This is a genomic window from Vibrio sp. 9-16B-A1 (assembly GCF_056726165.1).
Map to the genome: position 1 here is coordinate 74,466 of NZ_JBSDZD010000011.1, position 18,888 is coordinate 93,353.

Annotated in this window: 16 protein-coding genes; 10 read left to right on the plus strand and 6 right to left on the minus strand. The window is 50.6% G+C overall.

Features of this window, described 5'->3' with window-relative positions; all coding sequences use genetic code 11:
* Nucleotides 1-401 precede the first annotated feature (401 nt).
* Nucleotides 402-740, minus strand: a complete 339-nt coding sequence (locus ACVB80_RS17275; protein ID WP_481082534.1) for an ArsR/SmtB family transcription factor — start codon at nt 738-740, stop codon at nt 402-404.
* 250 nt (nt 741-990) lie between these two features.
* On the opposite strand from ACVB80_RS17275, the gene ACVB80_RS17280 reads away from it, so the two are divergent.
* The 3 genes from ACVB80_RS17280 to ACVB80_RS17290 are packed head-to-tail and all read left to right on the plus strand — an operon-like array spanning nt 991 to nt 3,357.
* Nucleotides 991-1,722, plus strand: coding sequence for a nucleoside recognition domain-containing protein (locus tag ACVB80_RS17280; protein WP_481082535.1), 732 nt, complete (start codon nt 991-993; stop codon nt 1,720-1,722).
* Entirely contained in the window at nt 1,722-2,189 is a 468-nt protein-coding gene (locus ACVB80_RS17285) for a YjiG family protein (protein ID WP_481082536.1), read from the plus strand. The genes ACVB80_RS17280 and ACVB80_RS17285 overlap by 1 nt, the downstream gene beginning before the upstream one ends.
* A 43-nt stretch (nt 2,190-2,232) precedes the next feature.
* A complete protein-coding gene (locus tag ACVB80_RS17290) occupies nt 2,233-3,357 on the plus strand; it encodes a M20 family metallopeptidase (protein WP_481082537.1) in 1,125 nt (374 codons plus the stop codon).
* A 58-nt stretch (nt 3,358-3,415) separates the two neighbouring features.
* Here ACVB80_RS17290 and ACVB80_RS17295 read toward each other — a convergent pair whose 3' ends face one another.
* From ACVB80_RS17295 to ACVB80_RS17310, 4 genes are read right to left on the minus strand one after another with little or no spacing between them, the layout of a single operon-like run.
* Complete coding sequence (locus tag ACVB80_RS17295; protein ID WP_481082538.1) at nt 3,416-4,969, minus strand: BCCT family transporter; 1,554 nt, start codon at nt 4,967-4,969, stop codon at nt 3,416-3,418.
* 22 nt (nt 4,970-4,991) lie between these two features.
* Complete coding sequence (locus tag ACVB80_RS17300) at nt 4,992-6,107, minus strand: mandelate racemase/muconate lactonizing enzyme family protein (protein ID WP_481082539.1); 1,116 nt, start codon at nt 6,105-6,107, stop codon at nt 4,992-4,994.
* 10 nt (nt 6,108-6,117) lie between these two features.
* Nucleotides 6,118-7,293 carry a UxaA family hydrolase gene (locus ACVB80_RS17305; protein WP_481082540.1) on the minus strand — a complete coding sequence of 392 codons (1,176 nt, stop codon included), beginning with the start codon at nt 7,291-7,293 and terminating at the stop codon, nt 6,118-6,120.
* Nucleotides 7,293-7,625, minus strand: coding sequence for a UxaA family hydrolase (locus ACVB80_RS17310; RefSeq protein ID WP_481082541.1), 333 nt, complete (start codon nt 7,623-7,625; stop codon nt 7,293-7,295). Before ACVB80_RS17310 ends, ACVB80_RS17305 begins: the two co-directional genes overlap by 1 nt.
* Before the next feature lie 218 nt (nt 7,626-7,843).
* Here ACVB80_RS17310 and ACVB80_RS17315 point away from each other — a divergent pair, with 218 nt between their 5' ends.
* Together ACVB80_RS17315 and ACVB80_RS17320 are read left to right on the plus strand one after the other, a co-directional pair.
* Nucleotides 7,844-8,509: a GntR family transcriptional regulator gene (locus tag ACVB80_RS17315; RefSeq protein ID WP_481082542.1), complete on the plus strand. Its 666-nt coding sequence runs from the start codon at nt 7,844-7,846 to the stop codon at nt 8,507-8,509.
* A 399-nt stretch (nt 8,510-8,908) separates the two neighbouring features.
* Nucleotides 8,909-9,748: a DUF6279 family lipoprotein gene (locus tag ACVB80_RS17320; protein WP_481082543.1), complete on the plus strand. Its 840-nt coding sequence runs from the start codon at nt 8,909-8,911 to the stop codon at nt 9,746-9,748.
* A 255-nt stretch (nt 9,749-10,003) separates the two neighbouring features.
* Here the strand turns inward: ACVB80_RS17320 and ACVB80_RS17325 are convergent, their stop codons facing one another.
* Complete coding sequence (locus ACVB80_RS17325; RefSeq protein WP_481082544.1) at nt 10,004-12,364, minus strand: Lon protease family protein; 2,361 nt, start codon at nt 12,362-12,364, stop codon at nt 10,004-10,006.
* 290 nt (nt 12,365-12,654) lie between these two features.
* On the opposite strand from ACVB80_RS17325, the gene ACVB80_RS17330 reads away from it, so the two are divergent.
* From ACVB80_RS17330 to ACVB80_RS17350, 5 genes are all read left to right on the plus strand, one after another.
* Nucleotides 12,655-13,686: an acyltransferase gene (locus ACVB80_RS17330; protein WP_481082545.1), complete on the plus strand. Its 1,032-nt coding sequence runs from the start codon at nt 12,655-12,657 to the stop codon at nt 13,684-13,686.
* A 372-nt stretch (nt 13,687-14,058) separates the two neighbouring features.
* On the plus strand, nt 14,059-14,820 hold the full coding sequence (locus ACVB80_RS17335) for a phytochelatin synthase family protein (RefSeq protein WP_481082546.1): 762 nt from the start codon (nt 14,059-14,061) through the stop codon (nt 14,818-14,820).
* 120 nt (nt 14,821-14,940) lie between these two features.
* Nucleotides 14,941-16,119 carry a M20 metallopeptidase family protein gene (locus tag ACVB80_RS17340; protein WP_481082547.1) on the plus strand — a complete coding sequence of 393 codons (1,179 nt, stop codon included), beginning with the start codon at nt 14,941-14,943 and terminating at the stop codon, nt 16,117-16,119.
* Between the two features lie 12 nt (nt 16,120-16,131).
* The gene (locus ACVB80_RS17345; protein ID WP_481082548.1) at nt 16,132-17,055 is read left to right on the plus strand and encodes a hypothetical protein; all 924 of its coding nucleotides are present in this window, start codon (nt 16,132-16,134) and stop codon (nt 17,053-17,055) included.
* A gap of 486 nt (nt 17,056-17,541) precedes the next feature.
* The gene (locus ACVB80_RS17350) at nt 17,542-18,873 is read left to right on the plus strand and encodes an APC family permease (RefSeq protein ID WP_481082549.1); all 1,332 of its coding nucleotides are present in this window, start codon (nt 17,542-17,544) and stop codon (nt 18,871-18,873) included.
* Nucleotides 18,874-18,888 lie beyond the last annotated feature (15 nt).

The window sequence follows — 18,888 nt, forward strand, 5'->3', positions numbered from 1 at the left end:
CTGGGGTGTGGAAACAAAAGACTCGCCAGTTTCTCGTTACCACGCTCTGCGTGGTAATGCATACCTGACCCACAGTTACCACCAGCGCACCATGGCAATCCGGTCTGTATTCCAACGGAGACCGTTGGAACAAGTGCGGGGAGCACAGTGCTTTCTGGTTGTTTACAGATCGCTTTATGAGATCCCGGCTCGGTGGCCGGGATGACGGTATTTTATTGTAATTATTTGTATAAAAGGAAGTTCGTCATCCCGGGCGCGTTCCGCCTGGCCCACCAAAGGCACAGAGGCAGGCGCGACCCGGGACCCCGTGAGGCGATCTGTAAAGTACAATTATTTCGTCAACCAGATAGTCCGCGACTGAAAGCGAATACTACGGCTGAATACAAAGAAGAAAACAGCAGCTACTCCTCACTCAACTGCCAGTCCATATACGTCTCAAGTGCTTCATCACTGCTGTGCCAGGCGGGCTGGAACAGGGCCAGCCACTGGTTGGCCTGATGGATGGGGCCAGGGTTGAGGGAACAAATATGTTCGCGACCCACTACATTCCTTTGCAACAGGCCTGCGCGCTCAAGGATCTTGAGGTGCTTGGTCACTGCGGATTTGGATAGAGGATTAGGCAGCTGAAAATCCTTTACTGCGAGGTCGCCATTAGCCAGCTGACACACCATAGCCCGCCGCGTTTCATCGTTCAGCGCCATGAATATGTAATCCAGCTCAGGTTTTGTTTTTAAATTCATACAGTAAACACTAGTAACGGCTTTCAAATGTGTCAAACCAGCCAATATGCGCAACCCGCCATTCATAAACGTTATCAATTTTACAAAACCGACCAACAACAGATACATCCTCTTCAAAAAGAAGCAGAGGTGACACAAAATCTTACAAATAAGTAAATTTGTAACGATATGCACTTTTGACCCCGGTCATATCCAATCCGGCTGTAACACGTCAATATGCATCTCCTTTCCAACTCTTTTAGAGGTAATCATGTCTCAACCGACAACAACAGAGCGTAAAGTCACGCTGGGCTGTTATATTGCCCTCGCCTTTGCGGTAGTTTTCTTCTCTGGTCTGATGCAATCCAACGAATGGTATGGCGTTTTCGACTTCACTACCCTGAACGGTTCATTTGGTCAGGTCGCTTATGGTGTACAGGAAACGGCTGACGGCGTTCAGGCGGTAACGACCACCATGCGTGGTAAAGGCGGTAACGGTGCCCGTGATGGCTTCCTGTTTGCCCTGACCCTGATCCCGACCGTTATGTTCGCTCTGGGTATGATCAACGTACTTGAGCACTACGGTGCACTGGACGCAGCACGTAAGCTGCTGACTCCGCTTCTGCGCCCTCTGATGGGTATTCCTGGTAATACCGGTCTTGCCCTGATTGCATCACTGCAAAGTACCGATGCCGGTGCAGCCATGACCCGCCAGCTAAAAGATGAAGGCAACCTGACCAAGCGTGAAGCTGACGTCTTCACCATGTTCCAGTTCACCGCTGGTGCAACCATCGTAAACTTCTTCTCTTCAGGTGCGGTTCTGTTCACCCTGACCTACGCTGACGGCACCAACGCGGTGACCTCTTCTATCGGTCTGGCTGTCGCTGTGATGTTCATTTTCAAATTTGTTGGCGCAAACCTGTTCCGCGTTTACCTGAACATCACCGAAGGCAAAGAAGACAAGCAAGCTGACGATAAAAAACTGCAAGAGGAAACCGCATAATGAGCAACGTTCAGGCGAAAAAACCAATGGTTACCGACATCTTCGTTGAAGGTGCTAAGAAAGGCTGGACCATTGCGACCACCTCTACCGTTCCTAACGTACTGATGGCTTTCGTTATCATCAAAGCGCTGCAAATTACCGGCGCACTGGATCTGATGGGCAGCGTATTTGAACCGGTTATGGCACTGTTTGGCCTGCCAGGCGAAGCGGCGGCAGTACTTATCGGCGCATGGATGTCGATGGGCGGCGCAGTTGGCGTTGTGATCACTCTCTTTGACCAGGGCATCCTTAACGGCGACCACATTGCCATTCTGGCTCCGGCTATCTACCTGATGGGTTCTCAGATCCAGTACCTTGGCCGTATCCTTGGCCCGGTAGGTACTGAAGGCCGCTACATTCCTGTCATGATCGCTATCTCGGTGCTGAACGCCCTGGGTGCGATGTTTGTGATGAACATTCTGGTGTAATCCTGCTCCCATCATCTGATGGAACTGACATAAGGAAATAACGATGAACTTTTGTTTAGATACTTACCTTGAAGAACTGCGCCCACTGATCGACGTGGACTGCGGTACTTACACAACAGAAGGCATTAAAGCCGTAGCCTCTCAGTTTGCAGAGAAATTTGAAGCCATGCCTGGCTGGCAGGTAAAAACCATCGACTGTGGCCGTGCTGGTGTGGGTCTTGAGATCCGCAACAAGCCGGAAAGCGGGCAGATCGATGTCATGATGATCGGCCACATGGATACCGTATTCCCGGAAGGCACTGTGGCGAAACGCCCAATGACCACTGACGCGGAAAAAGCGTACGGCCCAGGTGTATCCGACATGAAATCCGGCCTGCTGAACGTGGTTTACGCCATGCGTAACCTGGACCAGGACGTACTGGATAAACTCTCTCTGTGCATCTGCATGAACCCGGACGAAGAGACCGGTTCACTGGATTCAGTAGACTGGATTCAGTCTGTCGCCAAAAACGCCAAAACCGTACTGGTAGCAGAAGCAGCCCGTGCTGACGGCGGTCTGGTAAAAGCTCGTAAAGGCATGGCCCGCTATAAGATTGACTTCCATGGCCGCGCCGCTCATGCCGGTAACGAGCCAGAGAAAGGCCGCAGCGCGATCACTGAGATGGCGAACTGGGTCCTGGAAATCAATAAGCTGACCAACTTTGAAAGCGGCACCACCCTGAACGTGGGTGTTGTTTCCGGCGGTGACGGTGCGAACATCGTACCTGAGCACGCTCAGCTTATCGTTGACGTTCGCTTCTGGGACAACAGCGAGTACGACCAGGTTGATACGACCCTGAATGGCCTGACTGCGACTCCGTTCGTTGAAGACATGAAGATTGAGCTGGTTCGCGAAGCCTACAAACCTTCGATGGTACCGGATGAGAAGACCGAAGCCCTGATGAAGCTGGTTGAAGAATCTGCTGATGAGCTGGCTATCGACATCAACTGGAAAGAAGTGGGCGGTGGTTCAGATGCCAACAACACAGCCATTCTGGGCGTTCCTACCCTGGATGGCCTTGGCCCTGTCGGTGCTGGCTTCCACAGCGATGCTGAGTATCTGCTGCTGGAATCGATTGAACCGCGCATTAAGCTGCTGATGTCTGTTATCACGAAACTTGCCAGATAATGGCAGATTAAGATATGCAAAATCCCGCTCAGTGAGCGGGATTTTTTTATTACCGGTGTTACTCCGTTGCGACTGCAGCTGTGAGCGTCTCTTCACTCTCCTGCTGCTGCTCATCTTTATTGTTTATCCAGCGGAAGAAGCCGTAGAGCATAATAAAGATAACGAACATCAGTGGCAGCGAGGTCACGATTGCAAGCGTCTGAACCGTACTGAGCGGCGCGTCGATAAACATCATCGTTAGTGGAACCGCAGCCAGGATCATGCACCAGAACAGGCGCAGCGCTGTCGGCGGGTTCGCATTTTCATCAAGCTGGTTTGCCGCTGTTGCAGCCAGTGTGAACGACGCAGAATCCAGTGTGGTCGCCAGGAAGAGTGTCGACATGACCGCAAATATCACGATAAACAGCGCACTCACCGGCAGTGTTTCCAGCACCGCAACAACCGTTGCCGAGCCACCCGCTTCCGTGATCGATTTAGTCACATCAACCAGTTCATTCAGGTGTGTGCTCATACTAAAGCTGCCCAGAACACCGAAGAAGATGAAACAACCCGCACTGCCACCCAGAACCATACTTGCAATCACTTCTTTCAGCGTACGGCCTCGCGAAACCTTAGTCACAAACAGAGCCATAAAGGGTACATAAGTCATCCAGTAAGCCCAGTAGAACACGGTCCACGATGTCGGGAATGAGCCACCTTCAACCGGGTCAGTCCACAGGCTCATACGGATAAAGTTTTGCAGCATCAGGCCATAGCCGTTGGTCATCTGGTCGATGATGAAAGTCGTCGGACCAACTACCAGGATCGCCACCACGAAAAAGATCGCCAGCTTGGTGTTCATATCACTCAGTTTGGCCATGCCTTTTTCAATGCCCACATACGAGCTGATAGTAAACAGTGCGGTGATAAACAGCATCAGTCCCAGGTTCATGGCAAAGCTGCTCTCAGTGTTAAACAGAGATGCGATCCCTTCTGTTACCATAGGTACACTCAAACCCAGCGTGATACCCATAGCTCCCACACAACTGAAGATAAAAATGGTATCAATCACTCTGCCCACCGCCGCGTTATAAAAACGGCCCATAATGCTTTCACATACTGCACTCAGCTTAAGTTGCGGGTTCTTACGCACGTGGAATGAGTAAGCCACCGGCAAAGATGCGATACAGTAAAGTGACCATGCAGAGAGTCCCCAGTGGAACATGTTGTAGCTGGTCGCCCATTCAGCGGCCAAAGGTGTATTGGGTTCAATTCCGTATGGCGGGCTCATGTAGTAATAGCCCCACTCGACAAATGCCCAGTAAACGGTAGCAGAGCCAAGCCCGGCACAAATCATCATCGCAAGGTATGTAAAAAAGCTGTACTGAGGTTTTTCGTCACCCAGACGGATCGAGCCATGTTTACTCAGGGCGATCCAGGCCAGGATGATCACGGCGAAAAAGCCAAACAGCAAAAATACAGAGCCGAAGTTATCGGTCAGTATGGTGAACAACTGTTTTGCAATTGCGTTGCCCTGCTCCGGATAAAGGGACAATCCCGCCACAATGGCAAAGATGGTCGTGAGGCTGATGGCCATCAGCGGCTTATCTATCTGTCGGTTGTCATGTTTCATCACGAATATTTCCATTTCTTTCTTATAGTCGGTAGCGCTCAACAATCTCTTCATTGAGCTCGATTCCCAGTCCTGGTGCATCAGGAACAGGGACAAATCCCGCCTCAAACGGCAAGCGATTGGCAACCAGGTCGGTAAACAGCGGACTCTGACTTTGTGAATACTCCATCAGGGTTCCGTGCTCGCAGGCAGCCAAAAAGTGGACCGACGCAGCCAGCAGTATCCCGGTACTGAATCCGTGCGGAACCAGCTGGACACCCTGCAATTGGGCCAGGTCGTATATCTTTTTCATCTCGGTGATCCCGCCGCAGCGGGTAATGTCAGGCTGGACAATGTCCACCTGAGCGTTTTCCAGGAAGTGTTTAAACTCGTAACGTGTAGTGAGCGACTCCCCGCCCGCCAGTCTGGTACGAACTTTTGATGAGAGCCTGGCATAACCGGTCAGATCGTCTGCCAGTACCGGCTCTTCAATCCAGCTGAGGTTAAACGGCTCCAGCCGCTCGGCCATCCAGGCGGAGTGACCGGCCGTGCGCCACTTTGAAGCCAGATCAATCTGAACTTCAACGTCACTGCCTGCCGCTTCGCGAACGTTACGAACAATTTCGACATCGGTATCCGGGTCATCACCAAACACGCCGCCGCCAAATTTGATGCTGCGAAAGCCCTGCTCGACCAGACCGGCGACAATAGCGCGGTTATCAGCCGGGTTGGGTGCCGGAATAAAAGTACCGTAGGCTTTGATTTTGTCGCGATACTTGCCACCAAGCAGCGTATGAACCGGGACACCATAAAACTGACCCGCGATATCCCACAGGGCGATATCAATCGCGCTGATAGCGTGAATACCGGCACCGCGTCTGCCGACGTAATTTGAGGCCCAGTACATCTTGTTCCAGAGACGCTCGATCTCCAGAGGGTTCTCCCCGATGAGCAGGGATTTCAGGCCATAGCAGTAGAGGTTTGACTGCGGTGTTTCAATACAGGCACGCACAACTTCAGGCGAACTGTCTGCTTCACCCAGCCCAATTAGTCCTGTATCGGTGTGGACCCTGACCAGTACTGCATCTTCTCCCCACTCACATTCCTGGTCTAAGGCCGGTACCCGCAGGCAGATGACTTCAATATCTGTAATACGCATTTCGGACTCCTTATACCGGTTGTGAACAGATCAGCTTTTCAAGGCGCTGGTCTTTCTGGTAAAGAGAGCAGAAAGCAAAACCGACTTCTTCGATGGCGGTTTTCTCTCCTTGTGTGACCAGGCTGAGACAGCTCAGGATCTGATCAGCGGCCTGCTCTGTGCTCTGGGTCGCTGACATAATGCCGCTTACATCAACATCGATATCCTCAGTGATCAGCGCCTGATTCCCGCTGACCCGGATGACCGGCACAATCGGGTTATTAAAGCCGGCACCACCGGTGGTCCAGAGCACAACCTGAGCGCCGAGCGCAGCAAAGTGCATCCCCGCAGCGCCGCACAAATGAGTCGTCTCAGACAGGTACATACCCGGAGCAGATGGCTTTTCAATGCCTTCCGGCGTTATCTGCAATACATCCTGAATCGGTCTGGTACCGGTTTTATGCAACGCGCCAAGTGCTTTTTCTTCCAGTGTGGTCAGGCCGCCAACGCTGTTACCAATACTCATGGTCTCTACGTCTGTGCCTTCTATGTGCCAGCGGCGCTCTTCTTCATGTATCAGCTGTTCTGTTTTGGCTGCCACTTCCGGCGTTACTGCCCGCTGTTTCAGAATTTCTTCACAGCCGATAAGCTCTATCAGCTCTCCGGCAACACAACTCGCCCCCATATCCACCAGATGGTCTGCCGCTCTGCCTACAGCGGGATTAGAGGCAATGCCGGAACTGGTGTCCGAGCCGCCGCATTTGATACCAACAAAAAGTTCGCTCACCGGTACGGGTTCAGGCTTTATTTCCTGCGCCAGCGCAACCAGCTCTTTTGCCAGCTCAACCCCCTGGCGAATGGTCTGCCTGGTTCCGTTACTTTTAATGATCGACAGGTTGCGAACCGGCTTGCCTGAACGCCCGATTGGACCGGTAACGATTTCCGGGTCTATGCTGCCGCAGCCCATATTCAGAACCAGTGCGCCAGCGACATTTGGATTGAGTGCTGCACCCGTCATAATGTTGACCAGCTCTTCATTGCCACCGTACATACAGGTGTAATGGTTGGTCACGATGACACATTCGCTCACCTGCTGACGGATTGCCTGAGCGATCCCTTCCGCACATTCGTCAATCGCCAGAATCAGTATGTGATTACGTATCCCTGCCCGCCCATCCGGACGGCGATAACCTTGGAAAAATTGCATTATTCAGTCTCAATCTGCATTTGATGGATAATTTGTTCGATGATGTTTTCCGGAATATCTACCCGGCTGCTTCGCACGTTCTGTACATGCACCAGCTCACCTGCAGGTATTTCCTTAATCGCAACACCAACCGGGTAACCCGCTTTGGTTATCACCTCTCCCGGCCCGATACGGCCAAGGGCAATTTTGTTTCCAAAGGGAATACGCTGACGCGCCTCAAACTCCCCTGCGGGCTGATTCATCTCGTCAATTACCCCGACCAGCTGATGCTTGTCTGCATCACCCAGCAACGTGGCTACGTTGTCTTGTTTGGCCAAACGAATGGCCTTCATTGCTATGTTCACCTAATCACCTATTGCTGATTGTCCGACAATCTACAGTCGGCGATTATACATTTATCATTAACGATTAATGAGAAGCAGCGCATGTTTTCGCCGGGCAGGCCATTCATTGTTTGATTGTTTGACAATCGTCACATTTGATCCTGATCTTTCTGTGACAGGGATCCGCTACAATGCAGACATAAGGAACAGCTAACGGCATATAAAGAATGAAAAAAATTGTGAAAAGCAGCCTGGAAGAGCAAGCGGCCGGATATCTGCGGGAACTGATCCTGAGTGGTCAGTACACGATGGGGCAAAAGCTGGTAGAAAGTGCGCTGGCCAAAGAGCTGGAGCTTTCACGCAGCACGGTGCGCATGGCGCTCAACAGCCTGGCGCATGAGGGTATTGTGGTACAAAAGCCTTATGTAGGATGGCAGGTCATCGATCTGGATGAACACGATCTGTGGGAGATCTTCCATCTTCGCGTTGCACTGGAAACCCGCTCAGCCTGGCTGGCTGCAAAACGCTTAACAGAAGACGGTAAAAAACAGTTGCTGGAAATGATGGAGTACTTTCATCAGGCAGCAGCCAAGCCTGATGCCACCACTCAGCAGATGAGCCGGCTTGAGCTGGAGTTACATACGTTAATTGTCGAGCTCAGCGAAAATCGCAGGTTGTACAACATCTATCAGAACGTCGCCAACCAAATGCTGATCTACTTTAATATCGATCTGGTCAGCCATGCTCCCAAAGATATCGCTGACAGCCACCAGCCGCTTGTCGATGCCATCTGCGCTCAGGATGCAGATCTGGCAGCCAGACTGGCACAGGACAATATCACCACGTTCAGCGAAATCGGTGAGAAGTTCAAATCTCAGCAGTCGGTTAACTAACCCGCAAAACTGCAGATAAAAAAAGAGCCACTCGCAAATGCGGGTGGCTTAATTTTTTGGTGGACAATTTGGTCCACTAACAACGTCAGTTGGCTAGGTGACCCTCGGCTTTAAGGGTCGCTATATACAATGCATTTCACGTGCCAACTTTTGCACCCCTTTTTTTGGGGCGAAACTCACTAAAAACCCCGCTTTTTGAGTGTCAATTTGCATAGTGCGAATTTCAATATGCAAATGAGCACATTGTAAGTGCAAATTGCAAATTCTATTGATATTGCATGAATTAATCTCATCCAGCTCTGGCACTAATAAATTTCCCGCTTTTATTTGAAGTAATCGCCGTTTTTTCGGGTCTAAACTTATATCAGTCCTTAAACGACGTAACTCAGGGATGATGTAATGAGATTAGTCCGAACTCTGCTGTTAACCGCCCTGCCCCTGCTTTTGCTGGCCGGGTGTACCACCAAGTTTCTCTACCGCAATATCGACTGGATAGCGCTGTCCTACATTGATGACTACGTGAATCTCACCACCGATCAGGAGCGAATGGTCGGGAACAGCGTACGCCGGTTCAGCAAATGGCACCGCGCCAGTGAACTGCCAAAATACGTGGCCTGGATTGATACGCTGAAAGAGACTGACTTCTCCGCCACTGACGTAAAATGGGTTACAGCTCAGTCTGACCAGCTGCGTCTGTTCTCTGTTTCAATGGCCGAAAAACTTGGGCCGGACCTGTATGCACTAAACCGTCAGTTAAGCGACAAACAAATAGTAGAGCTGTTAGAGAATCTGCACCAGAAACACGCGGACTACGAAGAAAAGTACGCCGGAAAGAGCGATACAGAAATCCGGGAGATTTACATTGAGAGAATGGTGAAAGGACTGGAGCGCTGGCTGGGCAGCCTGACCTCAGATCAACAGGCGATGCTCGACAATTGGGTACAAAACATCATGGTCACTTATCAGGCAAGGCTGAGCCAAAACATCCGTATGCACCAGGCTTACACCGACCTGCTGGAACACAGGGATGACGCCAATTACTTCCGCACCACCCTGGACCGGCTGATCAACCAGCCAGAAAGCTACTACACCCCGGAAATGCAAAAACTCATCGCCCACAACCGTCCGCTCGGCCGCCAACTGGTCGCAGACGTACTGGGCAGCCTGACCGAAAAACAGCACAAACACCTGATTGGGGAACTGGAATACTGGCGGCAGATAGCGGTGGATTTGCAGTAAAGGTGCTGGGTGCTGGGTGCTGGGTGCTGGGTGCTGGGTGCTGGGTGCTGGGTGCTGGGTGCTGGGTGCTGGGTGCTGGGTGCTGGGTGCTGGGTGCTGCAAGATTTAGGTATAGATACCCGGGGGTCAAGCCCTCTTTTCAAAAAGATGCAGAAAAACAAATAAACAGAGTGCGCTGTGCTGGCAAGTAATCCCGCCAATATCTCAGCGCACTCCCCCAGAGCCCCGAGCCCAGGGCCCAGGGCCTAAAACGCTTTAGCTTTTTAACGCATTAAGCTTAGCCTGCGCAATCCCAAACACCGAATCAATCGGGAAGGTGCCGTCCAGTTCTGGTTCGCCTACAGGTTTACCGGTAAACAGCTCAATTGCTTCGCTGACGTGCTCAATTGCCCAGATATGGAACTCCCCTTTCTCAACCGCTTTGACGATGTCCTGTCTCAGCATCAGGTTATGAACGTTGGATTTCGGGATGATTACCCCCTGGCCCGGTGCGCGGCCTTTGATGGCACACACATCGAAGAAGCCTTCGATCTTCTCGTTCACGCCGCCGATTGGCTGGGCTTCGCCGAACTGGTTCATGGAACCGGTGATCGCGATATCCTGACGGTTTGGCAAACGGCTGAACGCCGATACGATAGCACACAGTTCTGCCATTGATGCACTGTCTCCGTCTACGCCGCCGTAGTTCTGCTCAAAGGTAATGTGCGTAGTCAGCGGTACCCTGGCGGTACGGCCAAAGACCGAAGCCAGATAAGCAGACAGGATCAGTACGCCTTTGGAGTGAATACTGCCGCCCAGATCAACATGGCGCTCAATATCAATCACATCACCCTCACCGTAAGCGGTAGTGGCGGTGATCCGGTTTGGCGCGCCAAACATGTGTTCGCTGGTACTCAGTACCGACAGGGCATTCACCGTCCCGACGGCCTGGCCTTCAGTACGGATCAGCGTGGTGCCGTTGATAAAGCTCTCCATCACACTGTCGCGCAGACGCCCTACCCGCATTTCCTGGTTTTCCAGTGCCTGATCGACGTGACTAACGCGGATCAGGTTCGAATTGGCAGCACTCGCCACATAGTTCGATTCGCGCAGCAGGTTAGCAATATGCGCGGAGTGCAGCGACAGCTTGTTACAGTCACCGGCGCGGCGGGAGCTGTGCTCGATGATGCGGCCAATCGCCTTCTTATCACAGTGCAGCATGCCGTTGTCATGCACAATACTGGAAATAAAGCGCGCATAGTGCAGCTCAGCTTCCTCGGTACGCGGCATTTCGTCTTCAAAATCTGCCGGAACACGGAACAGCTCAGCAAACTCCGGATCATAGTGCTGCAGCAGCTGATAGGTACGATAGTCACCAAACAGAATGATTTTTACATCCAGCGGGATTGGCTGTGGATCGAGAGATACCGCCCCACTCAGGGTCAGCTCCTTTTCCAGCGCTGTCAGGCTCAGCTGACGCGAACGCAGCGCACGCTTCAGGCCATCCCATACATACGGCTGCTCCAGCACCTTAATTGCATCCATCAGCAGCACACCACCATTGGCTTTGTGCAAACTACCCGGACGGATCAGTGAGAAGTCGGTAAACACGGTGCCTTTGAAGGTCGCGGTTTCCACATAACCGAACAGGGTATGGTAGTTTGGATTGTCTTCCACCACCACTGGCAGGGTTTCTTCCTGGTGGCTGGCCAGCACATTGATTTTGTAGCGGCGCGGCAGTTTCTTATCCAGTGACGCAGCGGCGATTTCACCCTGCTCATTGCCCTCTTCCAGGAAGATCTCGACGTTCTCAATGATGTCTTTTTGCAGATCGTCCAGATACTGCTTCACTTCCGGATAAACGCCGTACTCTTTCTTAAGTTCCTTAATAAAGTGACTGATCACATCCAGGGTCACTTCGCTGTTCAGCTTCTGAATCTTCTCTGTAAACGTCTCTTCCCACTCGGTCAGCTGACGTGACATGGTGCGCAGGGAAATTTCAAGATCGTCAATGGTCTTGTTAAATGCTTCCTGCTCATCGCGGGACAGGGTATCGAAGCTCTCTTCGGTATGCAGCTCATCCCCGTTCATGGCAACAAACTGGTAATCGCCCTGATTAGTGATGGTCAGACTGATCCCGCGATCCTTGGCATGGCGGCTGATCTGCTCCAGCTCTACCTGCTGCTTTTCAGCCAGCTGGCTTTTCAGTTTTTCAGCGCGGCTGAAATAAAGCTCGTTATCGAATGCCAACGGCATTGCCTTAACCAGCTTGGTCATCAGCTTTTCAATGTCCTTGGAAAATTTAGCACCCACGCCAACCGGAAGTTTGAGCACCTTCGGGGTACGGATATCGTCAAAGTTGGCAACATAGCACCAGTCAGACAATACATTACTTTGAATAGGATGACGCTTCAGGTAACGCAGCACCATGGTGCGCTTACCCAGACCATTGCGGCCAATCGCGTAGATGTTGTAGCCCTTCTCCTTAATCGACATCGCGAACTCAACCGCCTTCTGGGCGCGTTCCTGTCCTACGATTTCATCTATCGGAGCCAGCTCTTTGGTCGATTTACAGGGCAGAGCGTCTGTCTCCGCCGGTTTATACAGGGCACTTGCCGGGAGTGTTTGAATCGCCATAGCCACCTCCTTGTCCTACTTCTTATATGGGGCTGAGTGGTTGTTCCACCATCGGTGGAACCGTTTGCTTTCTTTCAGTGTAGCCAGAAAAGGCCGTGAGTTAAGTGATATGGAGTCAATTCACAGCCAAGTGGTTGTTATTTGGACAAGTCCACCACAAAACCTTACCTGGATCACATCTTTATGATGCTTAATGTAACGTTAATTTTATTCCCGTTTTTCATTGATTTAAGACAGATTTCTCCTTCAGGCTCCTGCGAAAATATCACCAGTTTCATACAGGAGTATTTATGTCACAGCCTTCAAAGAAAACGATTTACAGCATAGAGCTGACGCGGGTAATCGCCATGCTGGCAATTATCCTGCTTCACAGCCAGGTGCTGCTTGAAACATTCCTTATCAACGGTGAACCCTGGCCTGGCTATGTTCTCAACCAACTGTGCAGGTTTGGCGTGCCCTTCTTCTTTATTACTGCAGGCTTTTTAATTCAGCCAAAACTGGCGAAGTCTCCGGGCTCTACCCTGTTGCACTACTCACTGCCGCTGGGAAAAGTCTGGATAGTGTGGAGTATTATCTGTCTTGCTATCCCATTCAGGCTCGATGTGGTCGCCGAACACGGCTACCTGGCCGAGCGAAACGGTTACTGGAACTGGCTGATGGAAGCCCCTTTCAATACCCTGATGGAAGGCGGGCTGGTTCACCTCTGGTATATTCCCGGCCTGTTGTGTGGCCTGGTGGTAATTGCCCTGCTGCAGAAACTGGGCACTAAAGTTACATGGACCGCAGTCAGTGCCCTCTATCTGTATGGGGTAATGGGAGGAAGCTATCAGGAACTGACCGGTCTGTGGACGCCGTTTTTCACCCGCAATGGGCCGTTTTTCGCCAGCCTGATGATCTTTATCGGTTATGAAATACGCCGCAACGGCTGGCGGCTGTCTGCCACTCAGTCTGCATTGCTCGCCGTTACTGGCCTTGCTGTACATTTGGCAGAAGCAGGCTGGCTAAACGGTTATGGCGTCGCCTTTAATATTCATGATTATCTGTTGGGCACAACGCTGTGGGCGACCGGCCTGTTTATGTGGCTGCTCAACAAACCACAACTGGGAAACGGGTTAAAGTGGCTGCCACGCCTCTCTTCACTGACACTGGGAGTCTATGTGGCTCATCTGCCGATAGTGATACTGATGATGAACCTGGCTGGCTTTCTTCGCCTCCCGCCTCTGGCCGGTAACGCGCTGGTGTTCTTCGGTACCGTGGCAATAACCTACCCCCTTGTGTGGCTGATCTCCAATACATCGCTTAATAAGCTGCTGCTGCGCTAGCGCAGCGTGGTTACCGGGGATGGGTCTGTATTAACCCATCTCCGGGAACGAAACTTTCTGTTAGTCCCAACAACTCTTCCGTATACCTATTCCTGCGTTTTCGCCCTCCTGCCTTTGCCATACCAAAGGTAGCACAACATACCACCCACCAATAACTTAAAGCAAAAACATACAAAAAGAGGCGACACAAAACCACAAGCCACATACTCCGACAAAGAACAATACACCAACAAAATGAGTCAAAAACGGCGCAAGGCCATATCAATAAAAGGCTTGATCGAGATCAACAAGCATCCTTTGACATCATACCTGATGATGATAACATTCTCGCGGTGAAAATTTTGTTCCCAGAAACAAGTCAGGAAAATAGATATGCAATCAAACCTACAGCAAAATCAAACAGCAAATCTGGCCACTGAAAGCAAACCTACCCTGGTTCACTGGTCTTCTGAAGAGTCACGCTCCCGGCTGAAATCTTCTGTGCACAAACAGGACTTCTTTGAACTGTCGATGCACTACCAGTCACAGGAAAACAAAATGTTCTGTGGTGTTGCCTCTGTTGCCATCATCCTGAATGCCCTGCGTATGAACAAAGAAAATGCACAGATCCCACTGGATACCTCTACTGTTGGTTGTGATGAAATGGCCTACATGCCTGAAGGCTTCTGCCCACACTGGAACCGCTATACCCAGCGTAACGTTCTGGCAAAATCCCCAAAATCACGCATAGAAGTATTCGGTAAACCTTACGTTCTGAACAACGACAACAAAGAAAACTACGGTCTGACCATCTATGAACTGGCAGATCTGATCGAATGTAACGGTGCGATTGCTACCCCGGTTGAGTTCAAAGAGCTTAATGACATCGAGCAACGCAAACAGGATCTGATCAACGTCCTGGATACACCAGAACAGTACATTATCGCCCACTTCTCACGCCCTGCTCTTAATCAGGTGGGAAGCGGTCACTTCTCACCAATTGTGGCTTACGATCAGGTTTCTGATTCATTCCTGCTGATGGATACAAACACCATGTCTAACAACTGGACCTGGATTGATGCAAACAGCCTGCTTAAGGCGATGAACACCTTTGATAACCCGTACTGGCGCGGTTACATGGTGGTTTCTGACTAAGTTTCTGACTGACCGCCACCTCAAATAATTTCATAACAAAACCACCGGAGAGCAGGCTTAGGGCTGCAGAATGGATTCCCTCCGGTAAAAAATACAATCACAACAATCCGGAATTCCACGATGACCGTACTTTCAGCTACCCGAGTTCAACTTATCGATACAAACCTTGCAGAACAGGCCGCCAAATGGCGACGCGATCTGCACCAGATCCCTGAACTCAAATTTGACCTGTACAAAACTCAGAAATACCTGATGAACCTGCTCGATGAATGGCAGGTTGAATATGATCTGGGCTACGGAACCACTGGCATCGTGGTAACCATTAAAGGCCAGAACCCGGGCAAAACCATTGCGTTTCGCTGTGATATGGATGCACTGGGCATGCCTGACGAGTCTGGTAAGCCATGGGCATCGGTTCATGAGGGCGTGTCGCACTCCTGCGGCCACGACGGTCACATGGCGACGACTCTGGCGATGATCAAACACCTTAAAGACAACAACGACTTTAACGGTGCAGTAAAGGTTCTGTTCCAGCCAAATGAAGAAACCGGCCAGGGCGCAAAAGCGATGATGGAAGACGGCCTGTTCGCCATGCACCCATACAGCGAGCTGTATGGCTTTCACAACATGCCACGCCTGGATGACGGTACAGTTCAAATGCGTTACGGCGCGACAACCGGCGCAGGTGAGTGTTTCTCTATCACCATTACCGGTGTGAGCGGTCACAGCTCAGTACCACACAAATGTGTGAACCCAATTTCGGTTGCCGGTGAAATTGTTAACGGCTGGCACTCTCTTGTTGCAGAGCATATCGATCCAAACGAAATGGCTGTGATCGCGACCTGTAAACTGAACAGCGGATCGACTTTCAATGGTATTCCTGAGATTGCTGTAGCCGGTGGCACCATGCGCTACTTCGAAGCACACGTTGCCGATCAGATGCGTGAGCACATGCACCGCATCGCCAAAGAAGTGTGTGACAAATACGGCGCAAACTACGACCTGAACTACGAAGTGCTGTGCCCTGCTACCGTGAACACTACTGAGCACGTAAACGCGGTCGCGCAATGCGCAGCAGAAATCTACGGTGGAGAGAACATTAACACCAACGTACCTGCATCACCAGGCGGTGAAGACATGCAGTTCTTCGTACCGGAAGGCAGCGAGATGGGCGTGTGCTGGTACATGGTCGGCACCAAAGGCACCAACCTGCATACCTCGGAATTCGACTTTGACGACACCAGCATCCGCAACGCTGCATCGCTGATGGCAAACATTGTCTACACTCGTCTGGCTTAACCGGAGAACATAATGAGCACACCTCTTACTCTGGTAGTGACAGACTCAGGACTTGGCGGACTGTCTGTGGTCGCAGGCCTGGCTGAGAAATTTGCTAAATGCAGCCCGGCTGAAAACGTCAACATCATCTATTACAACGCCTGGCCCTGCCTGACGTACCCGTACAATGTCATGCCATCACAGGCAGCAAAGACCCTTGCTTTCAGCGATGCGCTGTATGGTACAAAAGCTTTCGAACCTGATCACCTGCTGGTCGCCTGTAACACACTGTCAGTTCTTTACTACGACACGGATTACTCTCGGGACACCGATGCCAACGTGCTCGAAATCGTGCGCTTTGGTGTTGATACCATTGCAGATAAGCTGCAAAGCGAGCCAAACAGCAAGATCTTAATTGCTGCGACACCGACGACTATTGAGGCAAACTCTCACGCACAGGCTCTTGAAGGTTTAGGAATCAGCAGTGAACGCATCGCGGGCCAGAGTTATGGCCGCGTTGCTGAGAAGATCGAGATGGATCCGGCCAGTGATGAAGTAAAAGCAATGATTGAGCAACACAGTCAGGAAGCCGCACGTAAACTGGCAATGAAAACGGGCGAAAAACTCTATGCTGCCCTTTGCTGCACACACTACGGTTACAGCGCAGAACTGTTTCGTGAAAGCCTTGCCAGGCATTGCGGCTGTGAAGTTGAGATCATCAACCCAAACACCGCAATGAGCGAAAATGGCATCGCCATTGACACAAGCAGTAACTCAACTGAAAACGCATGCATTGACATCAAAGTTATATCACGTGTTGAAATAGCCTCAGATAAAATCTCAGCTATCAGCAAGATATTGGAGCCGATTTGCTCCAAAACAGTTACTGCATTGAAGAACTACTATCTTGATTCTAACTTATTCGAGTTCAGACAAGATCTCGTCATGAGTCAGTAATGGACTAACGGGTTGCGCAACGCAACCCGTTTTAATAAACACCTGCAAAAACATACCCATACAAACTCAAGCTTTTTCTGTTCCAAACTAATAAAACCACATCGATTTACCCATAAATAACTATAAAACACTACGTTCGATACGGAATTATTATCCAATAACAGGCATGAATGAGACCTTATCATGATGAGAAAATATTTATCATTAGTTGATCGAGATCACACTAAATAACCCTAGCACAATTGTGTTTAATATCAAATGAGACTATTCTTATCGCCATGTTAAGAGGTTCGTCATCAAATGTTTTTTGATGTATGGATAGCAAAACGATCCTCTTTGCTTACAAGGACAGTTCTCATAATTGTGCAGGTTTCAAACCAGCACAACAAAACTTAAAAGTATTCTCTGAAAGCTGGTTTTGGCCGGCTTTTTAAACTTGCAACACTCTGATACGGGCTGCCTGTCAGCTTGTGGAGATTTTTTTAAATGTCTGATAAAAACAAATTTGGTCTACCTAGTATCGTCCTTCTTGGCTTCAACGCCATTATAGGCTCAGGTATCTTCCTTCTTCCTAACGCTCTGTTCCAGAAAGCTGGTCCGTGGTCTATTGCCCTGATCCTGTTCACCATGCTGATCGTATCAACCATCGCGGTTTGTTTTGCTGAAGCGGCTGGCCACTTCAACAAAAACGGCGCAGCTTACGTGTACGTGAAAGCAGCTTACGGTCCGTTCGCTGGCTTCCAGGTGGGTTTCCTGAAATGGATGATGGCGTGTGTTGCATGGGCAGCGATGGCAGCTGCACTTTCGACTCTTCTGGTCAACTTTGCACCTGAGGTGTTTGATGGTTATCAGACTTACATCATTGGCGGTACGGTCATCTTGCTTACCATCATTAACATGACCGGCGTTGACGCATCCAAATACGTGAACAACATCGCGACTGTCGGTAAACTGCTTCCTCTGGTCGTATTCGTACTTATTGGTGTGTTCTGCATCAACTGGGACCACATCAGCCTGATCCCTTCTGCAAGCACGCTTGCTGCCAGCGATTTCACTTTTGATACCGACATCATGGCAGGTGCAGTTGTACTGTGTTTCTACGCGTTCACCGGCTTTGAAGGCCTGGCGACTGCAGCAGAAGACATGAAAGATCCTGCGAAAAACCTGCCACGCGCAATCATGCTGGTAATGGCTATCGTATCTGCTTTCTACCTGCTGATCATGATGGTATGTATGGGTACTCTGGGTGCTGACCTGGCAAACACCAAAGTACCGGTAGCGGATGCAGCACGTGTTATCCTGGGTGATTTCGGCTTTATGGCAGTAATGATCGGTTCTATCGTATCTATCGCAGGTATCAACGTAGCCGCATCTTTCATGACTCCACGTACCCTGACTGCACTGGCTGACGACAAGCTGCTTCCTGAAACTTTCGGTAAGAAGAATGAAAAAGGTGTACCTGTATTCGCAATCATCCTGACCGGCGTAGTTGCTCTGCCTATCGCACTGTCTGGTTCATTCACGGTGCTGGCTGCCCTGTCTGTGGTAACCCGCTTTGCTCAGTACATCCCGTCATGTCTGGCCGTTCTGAAACTGCGTAAGATGTACCCGGACACGGAGCTGAGCTTCAAGATCCCATTTGGTCCTGTAGTACCTTACCTGGCGGTACTGATCTGTATCTGGCTGCTGACTTTCGCAGAAATGCACAAGATCCTGATTGGCCTGGGCGCAATGGTAGCTATCACTCCATTCTACTTCATGGCTCGCAAAAAATACGCGAAGCAGGAAGAAGAAGCCAAACTGGCGCAAGTTAAGTAACAAGTTAAGCAATTT

Excerpts from the sequence above, each read along its gene's own strand:
- ACVB80_RS17275 (WP_481082534.1), bottom strand. The coding sequence starts at position 740 with ATGAATTTAAAAACAAAACCTGAGCTGGATTACATATTCATGGCGCTG.
- ACVB80_RS17280 (WP_481082535.1), top strand. The coding sequence starts at position 991 with ATGTCTCAACCGACAACAACAGAGCGTAAAGTCACGCTGGGCTGTTAT.
- ACVB80_RS17285 (WP_481082536.1), top strand. The coding sequence starts at position 1,722 with ATGAGCAACGTTCAGGCGAAAAAACCAATGGTTACCGACATCTTCGTT.
- ACVB80_RS17290 (WP_481082537.1), top strand. The coding sequence starts at position 2,233 with ATGAACTTTTGTTTAGATACTTACCTTGAAGAACTGCGCCCACTGATC.
- ACVB80_RS17295 (WP_481082538.1), bottom strand. The coding sequence starts at position 4,969 with ATGAAACATGACAACCGACAGATAGATAAGCCGCTGATGGCCATCAGC.
- ACVB80_RS17300 (WP_481082539.1), bottom strand. The coding sequence starts at position 6,107 with ATGCGTATTACAGATATTGAAGTCATCTGCCTGCGGGTACCGGCCTTA.
- ACVB80_RS17305 (WP_481082540.1), bottom strand. The coding sequence starts at position 7,293 with ATGCAATTTTTCCAAGGTTATCGCCGTCCGGATGGGCGGGCAGGGATA.
- ACVB80_RS17310 (WP_481082541.1), bottom strand. The coding sequence starts at position 7,625 with ATGAAGGCCATTCGTTTGGCCAAACAAGACAACGTAGCCACGTTGCTG.
- ACVB80_RS17315 (WP_481082542.1), top strand. The coding sequence starts at position 7,844 with ATGAAAAAAATTGTGAAAAGCAGCCTGGAAGAGCAAGCGGCCGGATAT.
- ACVB80_RS17320 (WP_481082543.1), top strand. The coding sequence starts at position 8,909 with ATGAGATTAGTCCGAACTCTGCTGTTAACCGCCCTGCCCCTGCTTTTG.
- ACVB80_RS17325 (WP_481082544.1), bottom strand. The coding sequence starts at position 12,364 with ATGGCGATTCAAACACTCCCGGCAAGTGCCCTGTATAAACCGGCGGAG.
- ACVB80_RS17330 (WP_481082545.1), top strand. The coding sequence starts at position 12,655 with ATGTCACAGCCTTCAAAGAAAACGATTTACAGCATAGAGCTGACGCGG.
- ACVB80_RS17335 (WP_481082546.1), top strand. The coding sequence starts at position 14,059 with ATGCAATCAAACCTACAGCAAAATCAAACAGCAAATCTGGCCACTGAA.
- ACVB80_RS17340 (WP_481082547.1), top strand. The coding sequence starts at position 14,941 with ATGACCGTACTTTCAGCTACCCGAGTTCAACTTATCGATACAAACCTT.
- ACVB80_RS17345 (WP_481082548.1), top strand. The coding sequence starts at position 16,132 with ATGAGCACACCTCTTACTCTGGTAGTGACAGACTCAGGACTTGGCGGA.
- ACVB80_RS17350 (WP_481082549.1), top strand. The coding sequence starts at position 17,542 with ATGTCTGATAAAAACAAATTTGGTCTACCTAGTATCGTCCTTCTTGGC.